The 13,604-nt window shown below is 76.0% G+C and carries 14 protein-coding genes; 5 read left to right on the plus strand and 9 right to left on the minus strand.

Features of this window, described 5'->3' with window-relative positions:
- Positions 1-78 precede the first annotated feature (78 nt).
- From K1J50_RS02480 to K1J50_RS02500, 5 genes are all read right to left on the minus strand, one after another.
- Positions 79-993 (minus strand): fumarylacetoacetate hydrolase family protein, encoded by a 915-nt coding sequence (locus tag K1J50_RS02480; protein ID WP_255574839.1) that lies wholly within the window; start codon positions 991-993, stop codon positions 79-81.
- Between the two features lie 91 nt (positions 994-1,084).
- Positions 1,085-2,140 carry an esterase-like activity of phytase family protein gene (locus K1J50_RS02485; RefSeq protein ID WP_255574853.1) on the minus strand — a complete coding sequence of 352 codons (1,056 nt, stop codon included), beginning with the start codon at positions 2,138-2,140 and terminating at the stop codon, positions 1,085-1,087.
- Positions 2,098-3,975: a cobaltochelatase subunit CobT gene (cobT, locus tag K1J50_RS02490; RefSeq protein ID WP_220115849.1), complete on the minus strand. Its 1,878-nt coding sequence runs from the start codon at positions 3,973-3,975 to the stop codon at positions 2,098-2,100. Before cobT ends, K1J50_RS02485 begins: the two co-directional genes overlap by 43 nt.
- Positions 3,976-3,982: 7 nt before the next feature.
- Entirely contained in the window at positions 3,983-4,993 is a 1,011-nt protein-coding gene (cobS, locus tag K1J50_RS02495) for a cobaltochelatase subunit CobS (protein ID WP_220115850.1), read from the minus strand.
- Positions 4,994-5,050: 57 nt separating this feature from the next.
- On the minus strand, positions 5,051-5,704 hold the full coding sequence (locus tag K1J50_RS02500; RefSeq protein WP_220115851.1) for a J domain-containing protein: 654 nt from the start codon (positions 5,702-5,704) through the stop codon (positions 5,051-5,053).
- 86 nt (positions 5,705-5,790) lie between these two features.
- On the opposite strand from K1J50_RS02500, the gene K1J50_RS02505 reads away from it, so the two are divergent.
- The 5 genes from K1J50_RS02505 (at position 5,791) to K1J50_RS02525 (ending at position 10,141) form a co-directional block, all read left to right on the plus strand.
- Positions 5,791-6,144 carry a BolA family protein gene (locus K1J50_RS02505; protein WP_220115852.1) on the plus strand — a complete coding sequence of 118 codons (354 nt, stop codon included), beginning with the start codon at positions 5,791-5,793 and terminating at the stop codon, positions 6,142-6,144.
- Between the two features lie 295 nt (positions 6,145-6,439).
- Entirely contained in the window at positions 6,440-7,066 is a 627-nt protein-coding gene (locus tag K1J50_RS02510) for a TetR/AcrR family transcriptional regulator (protein ID WP_220115853.1), read from the plus strand.
- Complete coding sequence (locus K1J50_RS02515) at positions 7,063-8,112, plus strand: efflux RND transporter periplasmic adaptor subunit (RefSeq protein ID WP_220115854.1); 1,050 nt, start codon at positions 7,063-7,065, stop codon at positions 8,110-8,112. The genes K1J50_RS02510 and K1J50_RS02515 overlap by 4 nt, the downstream gene beginning before the upstream one ends.
- Complete coding sequence (gene devC / locus K1J50_RS02520; protein WP_369413504.1) at positions 8,109-9,398, plus strand: ABC transporter permease DevC; 1,290 nt, start codon at positions 8,109-8,111, stop codon at positions 9,396-9,398. The genes K1J50_RS02515 and devC overlap by 4 nt, the downstream gene beginning before the upstream one ends.
- Entirely contained in the window at positions 9,398-10,141 is a 744-nt protein-coding gene (locus K1J50_RS02525) for an ATP-binding cassette domain-containing protein (RefSeq protein WP_220115855.1), read from the plus strand. The genes devC and K1J50_RS02525 overlap by 1 nt, the downstream gene beginning before the upstream one ends.
- Here the strand turns inward: K1J50_RS02525 and K1J50_RS02530 are convergent.
- The 4 genes from K1J50_RS02530 to xseA form a co-directional block, all read right to left on the minus strand.
- Complete coding sequence (locus tag K1J50_RS02530) at positions 10,116-10,322, minus strand: DUF2905 domain-containing protein (protein WP_255574840.1); 207 nt, start codon at positions 10,320-10,322, stop codon at positions 10,116-10,118. The genes K1J50_RS02525 and K1J50_RS02530 overlap by 26 nt on opposite strands.
- Before the next feature lie 80 nt (positions 10,323-10,402).
- The gene (locus K1J50_RS02535; RefSeq protein WP_220115856.1) at positions 10,403-11,176 is read right to left on the minus strand and encodes an SDR family NAD(P)-dependent oxidoreductase; all 774 of its coding nucleotides are present in this window, start codon (positions 11,174-11,176) and stop codon (positions 10,403-10,405) included.
- A 73-nt stretch (positions 11,177-11,249) separates the two neighbouring features.
- Positions 11,250-12,071: a M23 family metallopeptidase gene (locus tag K1J50_RS02540; RefSeq protein WP_369413505.1), complete on the minus strand. Its 822-nt coding sequence runs from the start codon at positions 12,069-12,071 to the stop codon at positions 11,250-11,252.
- Positions 12,068-13,555 carry an exodeoxyribonuclease VII large subunit gene (xseA, locus tag K1J50_RS02545; protein WP_220115857.1) on the minus strand — a complete coding sequence of 496 codons (1,488 nt, stop codon included), beginning with the start codon at positions 13,553-13,555 and terminating at the stop codon, positions 12,068-12,070. Before xseA ends, K1J50_RS02540 begins: the two co-directional genes overlap by 4 nt.
- Positions 13,556-13,604: the final 49 nt, after the last annotated feature.

Consider the following 13,604-nt stretch of genomic DNA (forward strand, 5'->3'; position numbering starts at 1 on the left):
CCCGGGCCGCGGCACCGGCCGCTCCGGGCCGCGGTGTCCGGCGTCCCGCCCCCCGAAAGGCCAGGCGGGGCGCGCCCCTCAATCGGCGGCGACCGCGTTGCGCAGGCGGCCGATGCCCTCGATCTCGAGCTCCATCACGTCGCCCGGCCTGAGCGTGCGCGGCGGCTGCATGGCGTAGCCCACCCCCTCCGGGGTGCCGGTGAGGATCACGTCCCCCGGCCGCAGCGTGAAGCCCGCCGAGAGCTGGTGGATGATCTCCTTCACGTCGAAGATCATCTTGCTGGTTCGGCTGTCCTGCCGCTTCTCGCCGTTCACCCAGAGCCGGATGGCGAGGTCGGAGGCGTCGAGATCCTCGGCCGGCACGATGCAGGGGCCGAGCGGGCAGGAACGGTCGAGCGACTTGCCCTTGAACCACTGCCCGTGCCGCCGCTGCAGGTCGCGCCCGGTCACGTCGTTGCCGATGGTGTAGCCGAAGACGTGGTCGAGCGCGCGCTCGCGCGGGATGTCGCGGCCCTCCTTGCCGATCACGACCGCCAGCTCGACCTCGTAGTCGAGCCACTGCGTCACCCCGGCGTGCGCCGGCACCGTCTCCTCCGGGCCGATCACGCATTCGGGGGCCTTGGTGAAGAACTGCGGGTATTTCGGCACCTCGCTCTGGGTGATGCCGCGGGTGCGGTCGCCCTCCGCCACGTGCTCCATGTAGTTGCGGCCGACGCAGAACACGTTGCGGCGCGGGCGCGGGATCGGCGCCCGCAGCGTGACCGCGGCGCGATCGAGCAGGAAGGCGGCGGGCGCCTCGGCGAGCAGCGCGCGCGCCGCGGCGAGCGCCGGCGATCCGGCCTCGATCAGCGCCAGCATGTCCTCCGCCGCGGCGGCGTGCGCGCCGCCGGCCCAGGCGGCGGCGAGGTCGAGGACCTTGTCCTCCCCGGCCAGGGCGCCGACGCGCGCGCCCTTGCGGTCGGCGAAGGTGATCAGCTTGAGCGCGGCGGCCATGCGCGGTTCCCCCGTTGCGAGCGATCGCTCGGCGCAGAGCAGCGCGGACCGGGCCGCCTGGCAAGACCCCGGCCCGGAGGGGCGACGACGGCTATACGCCGTCCAGCGCGAACAGCAGCAGCAGCGTCCGCTGCAGCGGGCTCTCGTTGTCGTCGCTGACGAGCGCGACGAGGGTCCGTCCGCCGATCCGCGCCGCCGCGACGCCTTCCCAGTTGTCGGTCGGCAGCGGCGGCTCCAGGCGCAGCAGCGCCTCGCCCTCGAGCACCGTCTCGGGATGCGGGGCGGCCAGCGCGGCGGCCGGGATGCGCACGAGCCGGCCGCGGAAGCCGTCGAGGAGGGAGAAGCTCCGCTCCAGCACCAGCGCCCCGCCATCGGGCAGCGGCGCGGCGTCGGCGGGGTCCAGCTCCGACGCGCCGGGGCGGTAGGCGAGGGGGGTCCAGTGGCCCGGCGCGCCGATCCAGGCGCGCCGCAGCGCCGGTGCCCCGGGCGGCGCCAGGCCCTCGGCCACGGCGAGCCAGCGCCCGTCGGCGAGGACCGCCAGCGCCTCCAGCCCGGCATTGCGCGGCGCGCGCTCGAGCCCCGGCGGGGCCGCGACGTAGCCGCCGGGGCCATCGAGCCCGCGGGGATAGGCGCGGATGCGGTGCCAGCGCTCGAAGGCGACCAGCCAGGTGCCGTCCGCGAGGCGCGCCAGCGCTTCGGCGTCGGCGGCGTAGCCGCGCGGCAGGGGCGCGCCGCTGCCGTCGCGCAGCCGGCCGGTGCGCAGCCCGTCGAGGCCGAGCGGCGCGCCATCCTCGCCCAGCACCAGCCGCGCGGTGAGGTGGCGGCCGAGGTCGCTGACCGCGGTCAGCTGCAGCGCCGCGTCGAGATGCAGGCCCGAGAGCCCGCCGAAGCCGATCGCCGCGGTGTCGAGCGCGAGCGCGCCGAGCGGACGCAGGGCGCCGGCGCTGTATGCCGCCGGGGGCAGGGCGATGGGCGCGGCAGGGGCGCGCCCCGGGCCCGCCTCGGCCGCGCCAAGCGAGGGGCGGGCGAGGCCGGCGGCGAGGGCGAGGCAGAAGGCGCGCCGCCCCGGACCGCCGACCGGCCGGCGCGCCTGCGCCGGCGGCGTCAGGCGAGCAGCGGCGCGCGCTCGGCCGCGGCGCGGTGCCAGGCCTCGGCGGCGTCCTCGTCGAACAGCTCGGCGAGCTTCTTCATCATCGTCCCGCCCAGCTCCTCGGCGTCCACGATGGTGACGGCCCGGCGGTAGTAGCGCGTGACGTCGTGGCCGATGCCGATCGCGATCAGCTCGACCAGGCCGCGGCTCTCGATGTCGTGGATCACCTTGCGCAGGTGGCGTTCGAGATAGTTGCCGGGGTTGACGCTGAGGGTCGAATCGTCCACCGGCGCGCCGTCGGAGATCACCATCAGGATGCGCCGGTGCTCGGGCCGGAGGAGCAGGCGCTTGTAGGCCCATTCCAGCGCCTCGCCGTCGATGTTCTCCTTGAGCAGCCCCTCGCGCAGCATCAGGCCGAGATTCTTGCGCGCGCGCCGCCAGGGCGCGTCGGCGGCCTTGTAGATGACGTGGCGCAGGTCGTTCAGCCGCCCGGGGTTGCGCGGCTTGCCGTCCTGCACCCACTTCTCGCGGCTCTGCCCGCCCTTCCAGGCGCGGGTGGTGAAGCCGAGGATCTCGACCTTCACCCCGCAGCGCTCGAGCGTGCGCGCGAGGATGTCGGAGCACATCGCCGCCACCGTGATCGGCCGGCCGCGCATCGAGCCGGAGTTGTCGATCAGCAGCGTCACCACGGTGTCGCGGAACTCGGCCTCGCGCTCGCGCTTGTAGGAGAGCGAGTGGAGCGGATTCGCCACCACGCGGGCGAGCCGCGAGACGTCGAGCAGCCCCTCCTCCAGGTCGAACTCCCAGGCGCGCTGCTGCTGCGCCAGCAGCCGGCGCTGCAGCCGGTTGGCGAGCTTCGAGACGACTCCCTGCAGGTGCGAGAGCTGCTGGTCGAGCTGCTGGCGCAGCCGCGCCAGCTCCTCGGGATCGCACAGCTCGTCGGCGGCGATCTCCTCGTCGAACTGGCGCGTGTAGGCGCGATAGAGGGTGGAATCGTCCGCCTGCGGCGCCTCGCGGCGCTGCTGCGGGCCGCCGGGCCGCTCGTCGCCGTCGGCGGCGGCGCCCTCCTCCTCCCCTTCCTGCGCCTCGTCCTCGGCCGCCTCGCCCTGCATCGCCTCGGGCTGGGCGCCGAGCATCTGTTCGCTGTCCTGCGCCCGGCTCTCGCCCTCGGCGGACTGGTCCTGCTGGGGCGAGGACTCCCCGCCCTCCTCGCCTTCTTCCTGGTCCTCCGCCTCGGCCTCGACCTCGGCCTCGGCGAGGTCGAGCGCGGCGAGCAGCTTGCGGGCGGCGCGCGCGTAGCGCTCCTGGTCGTCCTGGTGGCGCGCCATCTCGTCGAGTGCGGCCTCGGCCTCCGCGCCGAGCGTGTCGCGCCAGAGGTCGAGCACGCGATGCGCCGCCGCCGGCGCCGGCTCGCCGGAGAGCCGCTCGCGCGCGAGCAGCGCCAGCGCCGCGGGCAGCGGCAGCTGGTCCTTGCGCGTCATGCGGTCGTAGCCCTCGGCCTCGCACTCCTCGGCGAGGCGGGCGCGGAGGTTGGCTGCGACGCCGGCCATGTGGCGCGCGCCGACCGTCTCGACGCGCACCTGCTCGAGCGCGTCGAACACCTCTCGCGCCTCGCGCCGCTGCGGGGTGCGGGCGGCGTGCAGCGCCTCGTCGTGGTGGCGCAGGCGCAGCGCCGCGGCGTCGGCGGCGCCGCGCAGCCTGGCGATCTCGCCCGGCGGCAGGGCGCGGGTCGGCAGCGGCAGGCGTACGCGCTTGCCGGCCACGCCGGCGGGGCCGGGCTGGAACGCCACCTGCACCTCGGGGCCGGCGTGCGCGAGCGCGCGCAGCACGCCGGCGGTGGCGCGCTTGAACTCCTCCTGGCGCGAGAGCTGGTCCTTGGCGGTGCTGCTCATGGCGAGGCTAGCTGGCCCTGCGCAGCAGCGACCCGGTCGGCAGCTCCTCGTTGAAGCAGCGCTGGTAGTACTCGGCCACGGTCTGCCGCTCCGCCTCGTCGCACTTGTTGAGGAAGGTGAGGCGGAAGGCGAAGCCGACGTCGCCGAAGATGCGCGCGTTCTCGGCCCAGGTGATGACGGTGCGCGGGGACATCACCGTGCTGATGTCGCCGGCGATGAATCCCGCCCGCGTCAGGTCGGCGAGCGCCACCATCGCCTCGATCCGCTTGCGCTGCCGCGCGTCGGCGGGATCCACGCCGAGCTTCGCCATCACGATCTCCACCTCCTGCTGGTGGGGGAGGTAGTTGAGCGTGGCGACGATGTTCCAGCGGTCCATCTGGCCCTGGTTGATCTGCTGCGTGCCGTGGTAGAGGCCGGTGGTGTCGCCGAGGCCCACCGTGTTCGCGGTGGCGAACAGGCGGAAGGCCGGGTGCGGCCGGATCACGCGGTTCTGGTCGAGCAGCGTCAGCTTGCCCTCGACCTCCAGCACGCGCTGGATGACGAACATCACGTCCGGGCGGCCGGCGTCGTACTCGTCGAACACCAGGGCGCAGGGGTGCTGCAGCGCCCAGGGCAGGATGCCCTCGCGGAACTCGGTGACCTGCTTGCCCTCCTTCAGCACGATCGCGTCCTTGCCGATCAGGTCGATGCGGCTGATGTGGCTGTCGAGGTTGACCCGGATGCAGGGCCAGTTGAGCCGCGCCGCCACCTGCTCGATGTGGGTGGACTTGCCGGTGCCGTGGTAGCCCTGGATCATCACGCGCCGGTTGAAGGCGAAGCCGGCGAGGATGGCGAGGGTCGTCTCCCTGTCGAAGCGGTAGGCGGGGTCAATGTCCGGGACGTGCTCGGTGCGGGTCGAGAAGGCCGGCACCTCCATGTCCGTGTCGAGGCCGAACACCTCGCGCGCCTTCACCCGCAGGTCCGGCATGTCGATCGCCGAGGTCGGGCGGATATCGGCGAGGGCGGTGACCTTGTTCATCGTGCGTCCGTCGGGTCCTGCTGTTGCGCGAAATCTAGGGCGGCACCGCGGGGCCTGCTAGCCGGCGGTGGCGCCCTGCGGGGCCGGAGGCGTGGCGCCGTGGGCCGCCGCGCGCGCCGCCGGCGGGGCGGGGCGCCGCGGGGCCAGCTTGGCGCGCAGCAGGCTGTAGGCGCGATTGATGTCCTTCAGCCGGTCCTCGGCCGAACGGTCGCCGCCATTCGAATCGGGATGGTAGCGCTTGGCCAGCTCCTTGTACCGCGCCCGGAGCTCCTCCTGCCCGACCGGCCAGCCGAGGCCGAGAACGCCGAGCGCGGCCCGCAGTTCGGGCGGCGCCTCGTCGGTGCGTCGGGACCGCGGCGGCGGCTTCGGCCCGCCCTCGAGCACGCCGAGAGGATCGCGCAGGTATTCCGCGGGGTCGAGCGCGCTGCGGCCGAGCCGGCCGAGCGGCCAGGTCGGGCGCTGCCAGCCGGCGTCGTCGCGCAGGTGGCGCTCGATCTCCTCCGGGCTCATGCCGCGGAAGTAGTCCCAGGCGGCGTTGTACTCCCGCACGTGCTGCAGGCAGAACCAGTAGTAGTCGCGCAGCCGGGTGCGGTCGCGCGGCGCCCGGTACTCGCCCGCCGCGCCGCAGCCCGGCGCGTCGCAGGCGCGCGCGGCGAGCGGCTCGGTGTCGGTCAGGGTGAAGCGGGGGCGCGCGGCGCCACGGCGGGTCATTGGCGGTTTATGGGCGTCCCCCGCCCGATCCGCAAGCGGCTCAGACCCCTTGCATTCGCAGGGCGCGGGCCGGAATTGCGCATGTCATGACCGCACCCCCCGCACCGCTCGGCCCGGCGCGCGCCGAGCGCATCCGCGCCGCTCTCGCCGCCGCCTTCCCGGGCGCCGCGATCGCCGTCCTCGACGACAGCCATCGCCATGCCGGCCATGCCGGCGCGCGGCCGGAGGGCGAGACGCACTACACGGTCCGGGTCGTCGCGCCGGGCTTCGCCGGGCTGTCGCGCGTCGAGCGCAGCCGGCGCGTCCATGCCGTGCTCGCGGCGGAGTTCGGGACCGGACTGCACGCCTTGTCGCTGCGGCTGCTGACGCCGGAGGAAGCGGCGGGCGGGGACGCGGCGGAGACGCGGCGCGGCGCCGGGCCCCGCCGGCCGTCGCCCTGACCGGCAGCAGGCCGGGCCTTCGCCGCCGCAGGCCGCGAACGGCCGGTCGCCGACACGGGACTTGCCGGGCCGCCCGACCCGTCGCGAACGGTCGCGGCGCTTGTCCTGGCCGTCGCGGGGCCCGGGAGGGGCGCATCCGCCCCGCGCGCCGGCCGCGGGCCCGCACGGGGCGGCCTGCCGCCGGGCGAGGGGGACCGAGGAGGGCGGCCGGATCGGATCCGGTCCCGGGCGAAACGTCCTTGTGCACCGTCCGGACGGTCTTGATCCGACCGTCCGGACGGTGCAGTATGTTGGCATGAGCCGGCCCCCCCTCGCCACAACCCGCCCCGCTACCCTGGCCGCCGCCTCCCCCTCCGGCGCGGCGGCCGACGCCCGCACCCGCATCCTCGACGCCGCCGAGGCGATCGTGCAGGCGCGCGGCGTGCCCGCGCTGACGCTCGAGGCCGCGGCGCGCGAGGCCGGCGTCTCCAAGGGCGGGCTGCTCTACCACTTCGCCTCCAAGGAGGCGCTGCTCGCCGCCATGCTGGCCCGGCTCTCCGACTGGTTCCGCGCCGAGTTCGAGACCTGCGTCGCCGCCCAGGCCCCGGGCGCGGGGCGCGTCGCCCGCGCCATGCTCGCCTGGTCGCTCGGCGAGGACGAGCACGCCTGCAACGAGCGCCACGAGCGCGCCGCCGCGGTGTTCCTAGCCGTCTTCCACCACGATCCGGCGATGCTCGACCCGGTGCGCGCCGTCATGGCCGAGATCAAGCGGGCGGCGGCGGCGGACGGGCTGCCGCCGGGCCACGGCCACGCCGTCATGGCCGCCTGCGACGGCCTGTTCTTCTACCGCATCTTCGGCCTGGTGCGCTTCGACGCGGCCGAGCGCGCGGCGCTGCGCGCCGCTCTCGACGGGCTGGCGACCCCGGAGGCGCGGGCGCGATGACGCCACGGCTCCGGCGCGCGCTCCTCGCCGCCGCGGCGTTCGCTCTCGCCGGCGGGGCCCTGCTCGGAGCGCGGCAGGAAGGGGCGGGGCGCGGCGCCGCACCGGCGGCCGCCGTCGCGGCGCCCCCCGCGCCGGTCGGCGTCGGCGCGCTCGGCCGCGTCGAGCCCGCCTCGCGCATCCGCCGGCTGACCCAGCCGGGCGGCATGGCCGTCACCCGCCTCGGCGCGCTGTTCGTCGCGGAGGGGGACCAGGTCGCCGCCGGCCAGCTCCTCGCCGAGTTCGCCGACGCGGCGCAGAAGGACGCCGCGGTGGCGCAGGCCGAGGCGGCGCTCGCCGAGGCCCGCGCGCAGCTCGCCAGGATCCGCGCCGGCGCCCGCCCGAGCGAGATCGCCGCGCAGCGCGCGCGCATCGAGAGCCTCGCCGCGGCCGAGGAGATCGCCCGCCGCGACGCGGCGCGGACCGAGCGCCTCGTCCCCTCCGGCGCCGGCGCCGAGGCGGTCGCCGAGCGCAACCGCTTCGCCGCCCGCCGCGCCGCCGCCGAGCGCGCCGAGGCCGAGGCGCAGCTCGAGACCCTGCTGCGCCCGCGCCCCGAGGACGTGGCGCTGGCCGAAGCGAGGGTCGCGAGCGCCGAGGCGGCGCTCGCCCGCGCGCGGGCGGACGCGGCGCTCGCCCGCGTGTACGCGCCCTTCGCCGGCACGGTGCTGCGCATCCACGCGCGCCCCGGCGACCAGGTCGGCGCCGACGGGCTGCTGGAGCTGGCCGACCTCGGCCGCCTCGACGTGGTCGCCGACGTCTACGAGACCGACCTGCCGCGGGTGCGGATCGGCGCGCCCGCCGAGGTCGTCGTGCCGGGCGAGGCGCGCCGCTTCGGCGCGACGGTGCGCGAGATCGGCTGGGTGGTGCGCCGCACCGTCCAGGCCGGCACCGATCCGGTCGCGGCGGTGGACGCGCGCACGGTCGAGGTGCGGCTCGCGCTCGACGCCGAGGGCACGGCGGCGCTGGCGCGGCGCTCCAACATGCAGGTGCAGGTGGCGATCCGGCCGTGAACGAGATCGCCGCCGCGCCGAAGCTGCTGCCCTGGGCGCCGGAGCGGACGGGCGAGGTGCCGCCCGCCGCGGCTGGCGGACTGGCGCCGGACGGCCGCGGGGGCGGGCCGGGCTGGACGCGTTCCCTGGCCCTTCCTCTCCGCCTCGCCTGGCGGCAGCTGCGCGCCGAGCGCGCGCGGCTGTTCTCCGCCCTCGCCGGCGTGATGTTCGCCTGCGTGCTGGTGTTCATGCAGCTCGGCTTCCGCGCCGCGCTGTTCGAGAGCGCGACCTCGCTCCTCTCCGCCATGCGCGCCGAGCTGTTCCTGATGCACCCGCTGACCACGGCGAGCTTCCGCCCGGAGCCGCTGCCGCGCGCCCGCGCCTTCCAGACCCTCGCCCTGCCCGAGGTGGCGCAGGCGGTGCCGGTGTACATGGCGCAGGTCTCCTGGCGGAACCCGGAGACCGGGGCGCGGCGCATGATCCAGCTCGTCGGCTTCGACATGGAGGCCGGCGCCATGCGCTTCCCCGGCCTCGAAGCGGTCGCGGAGGCGCTGAAGCGGCCCGACACCGTCGCCTTCGACCTCCGCTCCCGCCCGGAATTCGGCGACATCCCCGGCCTGCTCGCCCGCGCGGGCGGGGCGCCGCTCAAGGTCGAGGCGGGCAACCGCGAGGTCGAGGTGGTCGGCCTCGTCGAGATCGGCGCGAGCTTCGGCGCCGACGGCAACATGATCGCGAACGAGGTGAATTTCCGCCGCCTCGTCCCGCAGCGCCGGGCGAGCAACACCGACCTGGTTGCGCTGCGCCTCGTCCCCGGCGCCGATCCGCGCGCGGTGCAGGCCAGGCTGCGCGAGATCCTGCCGCGCGACGTCGCGGTGCTGACCCACGAGGAGCTGGTCGCGCACGAGCGCCGCTACTGGGAGGAGGCGACGCCGATCGGCTTCATCTTCGGCTTCGGCAGCGCGATGGGGCTGATCGTCGGCATGGTGATCGTCTACCAGATCCTGTTCAGCGACATCGCCGCCCACCTGCGCGAGTACGCGACGCTGAAGGCGATGGGCTACTCGGACGGCTACCTCGTGCGGGTGGTGATGGGCGCGGCGCTGATCCTGGCGGGCCTCGGCTTCGTGCCGGGCGCGGCGCTCTCCGCGGCGCTCTACGGCCTGGTCGGCGAAGCGACCTACCTGCCGCTCGGCATGACGCCCGGGCGCGCCGTGCTGGTCTTCGGCCTGATCTTCGCCATGTGCGCGGCTGCCGGCCTGCTCGCGGTGCGCAAGCTGCGCGACGCCAACCCCGCGGACATGTTCTGATGCGCGACCAGGCCCCGGTCCTCCTGCGCGGCGTGAGCTACGCCTACGGCGAGGGCGAGCTGCGCCGGCCGGTGCTGCGCGCGGTGGACCTCACGGTCGGCCCCGGCGAGATCGTGCTGCTGACCGGCCCCTCGGGCAGCGGCAAGACCACGCTGCTGACCCTGATCGGCGCCCTGCGCGCGATGCAGGAGGGCAGCGCGGCGGTGCTCGGGCGGGAGCTGATGGGCGCGGACGAGGCCGCCCGCGTGGCGCTGCGCCGGCGCATCGGCTTCATCTTCCAGCACCACAACCTGCTCGGCTTCCTCACCGCGCGGCAGAACGTGGCGATGGCGCTGGAGCTCGACCCGGCGCTGAGGGAGCGGGAGCGTCTCGCACGCGCGGGCGCGATGCTGGAGGCGGTGGGCCTCGGCGCGCACGCGGACCGCGTGCCGGCGCAGCTCTCCGGCGGGCAGCGCCAGCGCGTCGCCGTGGCCCGCGCGCTGGCGGGGTCGCCGGGCCTCGTCCTGGCCGACGAGCCGACCGCCGCGCTCGACCGCGCGAGCGGCGGCGAGGTGGTGCGGCTGCTGCGCGACCTCGCCCGCTCGCGCGGCGTGCCGATCCTGATGGTCACGCACGACCCCCGCATCCTCGACATCGCCGATCGCGTGGTGGCGCTGGAGGACGGGCGGATCGTCGCGGCCCATGCCGGGGCGGCGGATCGGGGCGGGCCGCCGCCCCTCAGCGCCGCAGCAGCCAGAGGATGAGGCTCAGCAGCGCGCTGAGGAGCAGGCCGGTCGTCAGCGGGAAGTAGAACGTGAACCCGTCCCGCCGGATCAGGATGTCGCCGGGCAGCCGGCCGAGGCCGAGCTTCGCCAGCAGCGGCCACAGCAGGCCGATCAGCACGATCGCGAGCCCGAGGCCGATGAGGAAGCGCGAGATGTCCATCGGGCATCCCTCCCTGGCCGCCTGAGGTGGGGCAGGCCGGACGGGCGATCAAGCCGGGGCCGCGCGGCGGGGGCGCCGCCCTACACCGAGCCGGCGTCCACGACGAACCGCTGCGCGGTCACCAGCCGGCTGTCGTCGGCGGCGAGCCACAGCACCATCCGCGCGACGTCCGGCGCCTGGAGCCGCTCCTTGAGGCATTGCCGCGCCATGGTCTCGGCCACCGCCTCCGGCGTCGCCCAGAGGGCGAGCTGGCGCTCGGTGAAGACCCAGCCCGGCACCACCTCGTTCACCCGGATGCCGAACGGGCCGAGGTCGCGCGCCATGCCGCGCGTCAGCCCCAGGACCGCGGCCTTCGCCGTGGTGTAGGCGGGCATGCCGCCCTCCGCCTTCATCCAGCTTATCGAGCCCATGTTGACGATCGAGCCGGCGCGCGCCGCCCTCATGTCCGGCGCGACGGCCTGGATGCAGAAGAACTGGTGGCGCAGGTTGGTGTGCAGGCGCTCGTCCCAGTAGGCGGGCTCGACCGTTTGCCAGTCGTGCCGGTCGTCGCGCGCGGCGTTGTTGACCAGCACGTTCACCGGGCCGAGCGCCTGCCGTACGGTCGCGACCGCGGCGCGCAGGGCGGCGATGTCGCGCAGGTCGCAGAAGAGGAAGCGCGCGCCGGTGCGCGCGGCGACGGCCTCGCCAGGGGCGCGGTCGAAGTCGAGGAAGGCGACGCGCGACCCCTGGCCGGCGAAATGCTCGACGACGCTGGCGCCGATGCCGGTGGCGCCCCCCGTGACGAGCACGACCTTGCCGGCGAGGCTCGGGTAGCGGGCGAAGGCGGATTGCGGCTGCTGCAGGTCGTCGGACATGGCGCGGTCCCGTGGCTGCTGGCGATGGGCCCCACGCCAACGCGCCGCTGCGGGGGCGCGTTGCCTGCCGGGCTCAGGCGGGCGGCAGCACCGGCTGCGGGTCGAGGAAGGTCTGGTACCAGGACAGGCCGAAATGGAGGTGCGGACCGGTGACGCGCCCGGTCGCGCCGATCGCGCCGATGCGCTCGCCCTGCTCGACCTCGGCGCCCTCCGGGACGGCGACCTCGCTGAGATGCGCGTAGAGCGTGTTCACGCCCTGGCCGTGGTCCACCACCAGCAGCCTGCCGAAGAAGAAGAACTCGCCCGCCAGCGTCACCCGTCCGGAGGCGGCGGCGAGCACCGGCGTGCCGGCCGGGGCGGCGATGTCGAAGCCGAGATGCGGCTGGCGCGGCTGGCCGTTGAGGATGCGCTGGCTGCCGAACACGCCGCTGATCCGCCCCCGCGCCGGCCAGCCGAAGCCGCGGGCGAAGTCGGTGCGCGCGCTGTCCGTGGCACGCGCCGCGGCGAGCCGCTCGCGCTCGGCGCGGATGCGCGCGAGCGCCGCCGCGTCGGGCGTCACCTGGGCCGGCGGCAGGCCGCTGATGTGCTGCACCTCCCATTCCCGCCGCGCGACCTCGAGCCGGCGGATCTCCTGCCGCCCGTCCGGATGGGTGATGGCGAGCGTCGCCTCCGGCCCGTGGTCGCGGCCGAAGCCGAAGGCGAAGGCGCCGCCGGCGCCGACCCGCACCGCGCGCCCGTCGAGCGCGAGGCGGGTCCCGGGTGCCGCGCGGCCGACGAGCAGCGCGCCCTGCGCCGGCGCGCCCTGCCATGCGACCGCACCGGCCGGGCGCGGCGCCGCGAGCAGCGCGAGCGCCCCGCCCAGCGCCGCGCGGCGGGCGAGCGGCGTCCCGGTCACAGCAGGGCGCCCTGGCGCGGCTCCCGCGGCGCCGGCGAGGGGCGGCGGTCGCGCAGCGGCCGCGGCGCCCCGCCGGTCGCCGTCGCGTCCACCGTGCCGTCGGCGAAGCCGAGCGCGAGGCGCTGCCCCGCCGTCACCTGCGCCGCGCGCGTCACCGCCTCGCCCGCCTCGCCGCGCACCAGCACGAAGCCGCGGGCGAGCACGGACTGGTAGGAGGCGCCCTCGAGCCGCGCCGCCAGGCCCTCCAGCGCGGCGCGCTTCTCGCGGATCAGCGCCCGGAGCGGGGCGTCGGAGAGGCGGATCAGCACCCGTTCGCAGCGCCACGCCTCGTGCCGCCGCCGCCAGGCGGCCTCGAGGCGCGCCCCGAGCAGGCCGAGCGCGGCGCGGCGCGCGGCGATCGCCTCGCGCGGGTGCGGCACGCGCAAGGGCGCCAGGGCCTCGCGCCGCGCGCGCAGCAGCGCCGCGACCGCGCGCGCGAGCCGCTCCGCCCGGTCGTCGAGGCGCTGGCGCGCCTGCTGCACGCGGCCGGGGATGTCGGGCAGGCGGCGCTCGACGGCGAGCAGGCGCAGCCTGGCGCCGTTCAGCGCGTGGGCCGCCGCCTGCTGCAGCCGCGCTGCGGTGTGGGCGAGGTCGGCGAGGAGCTCGGCGCGCGCCGGCACCGCCATCTCCGCCGCCGCGGTCGGCGTCGGCGCGCGGCGGTCGGCGGCGAAGTCGAGCAGCGTCGTGTCGGTCTCGTGCCCGACGGCGGAGATCAGCGGGATCGAGCACGCGGCCGCGGCGCGCACCACGACCTCCTCGTTGAACGCCATCAGGTCCTCGAGGCTGCCGCCGCCGCGCGCGACGATCAGCACGTCCGGGCGCGGGATCGGGCCGCCCGCGGGCAGCGCGTCCATGCCGCGGATCGCGGCGGCGATCCGCTCCGCCGCCCCGTTGCCCTGCACCGCGACCGGCCAGAGCAGGATGCGGCGCGGGAAGCGCCGGGCGATGGTGGTGCGGATGTCCTGGATCACCGCCCCCTGCGGCGAGGTGACGACGCCGATCACCTCCGGCAGGCGGGGCAGGGGCACCTTGCGCGCCTCGTCGAACAGGCCCTCGGCGAGCAGCCTCTGGCGCAGCTTCTCGATGCGTGCGAGCAGGGCGCCGGTGCCGGCGTACTCCAGGCGTTCGATCACGAGCTGGTAGCGGGACCGGTCGGGATAGGTGCTGACCCGCCCGGTCGCTATCACCTCGACGCCGTTCTCCGGCGTCAGCCCGAGGGAGGGCACGCGGGTCTTCCACACCACCGCCTCGAGCTTGGCCGACGCGTCCTTCAACGAAAGGTAGAGATGGCCCGAAGGATAGCGCTTCAGCTCGGTGACCTCGCCGCGCACGCGCACGCGGCCGAAGGCGCCCTCGAGCGTGCGCCGGATCGCGCCCGCGATCTCGGACACCGTGTATTCGGGCGTGGTCGTCGGCGGTTGCGACTCGCGGGGCAGGCTGTCCATTCGCGGACACTATGCTAAGGGCCGGCCGCTGCGGAACATTCCGCGGAAG

The sequence above is a fragment of the Caldovatus aquaticus genome (genome assembly GCF_019458025.1).
In the GTDB taxonomy this organism is placed as follows: domain Bacteria; phylum Pseudomonadota; class Alphaproteobacteria; order Acetobacterales; family Acetobacteraceae; genus Caldovatus; species Caldovatus aquaticus.

Coding starts and splice junctions, on each gene's coding strand:
- K1J50_RS02530 (WP_255574840.1), bottom strand. CDS start 10,322: ATGGACATCTCGCGCTTCCTCATCGGCCTCGGGCTCGCGATCGTGCTG.
- K1J50_RS02510 (WP_220115853.1), top strand. CDS start 6,440: ATGAGCCGGCCCCCCCTCGCCACAACCCGCCCCGCTACCCTGGCCGCC.
- K1J50_RS02480 (WP_255574839.1), bottom strand. CDS start 993: ATGGCCGCCGCGCTCAAGCTGATCACCTTCGCCGACCGCAAGGGCGCG.
- K1J50_RS02515 (WP_220115854.1), top strand. CDS start 7,063: ATGACGCCACGGCTCCGGCGCGCGCTCCTCGCCGCCGCGGCGTTCGCT.
- cobS (WP_220115850.1), bottom strand. CDS start 4,993: ATGAACAAGGTCACCGCCCTCGCCGATATCCGCCCGACCTCGGCGATC.
- K1J50_RS02535 (WP_220115856.1), bottom strand. CDS start 11,176: ATGTCCGACGACCTGCAGCAGCCGCAATCCGCCTTCGCCCGCTACCCG.
- cobT (WP_220115849.1), bottom strand. CDS start 3,975: ATGAGCAGCACCGCCAAGGACCAGCTCTCGCGCCAGGAGGAGTTCAAG.
- K1J50_RS02525 (WP_220115855.1), top strand. CDS start 9,398: ATGCGCGACCAGGCCCCGGTCCTCCTGCGCGGCGTGAGCTACGCCTAC.
- K1J50_RS02500 (WP_220115851.1), bottom strand. CDS start 5,704: ATGACCCGCCGTGGCGCCGCGCGCCCCCGCTTCACCCTGACCGACACC.
- K1J50_RS02505 (WP_220115852.1), top strand. CDS start 5,791: ATGACCGCACCCCCCGCACCGCTCGGCCCGGCGCGCGCCGAGCGCATC.
- xseA (WP_220115857.1), bottom strand. CDS start 13,555: ATGGACAGCCTGCCCCGCGAGTCGCAACCGCCGACGACCACGCCCGAA.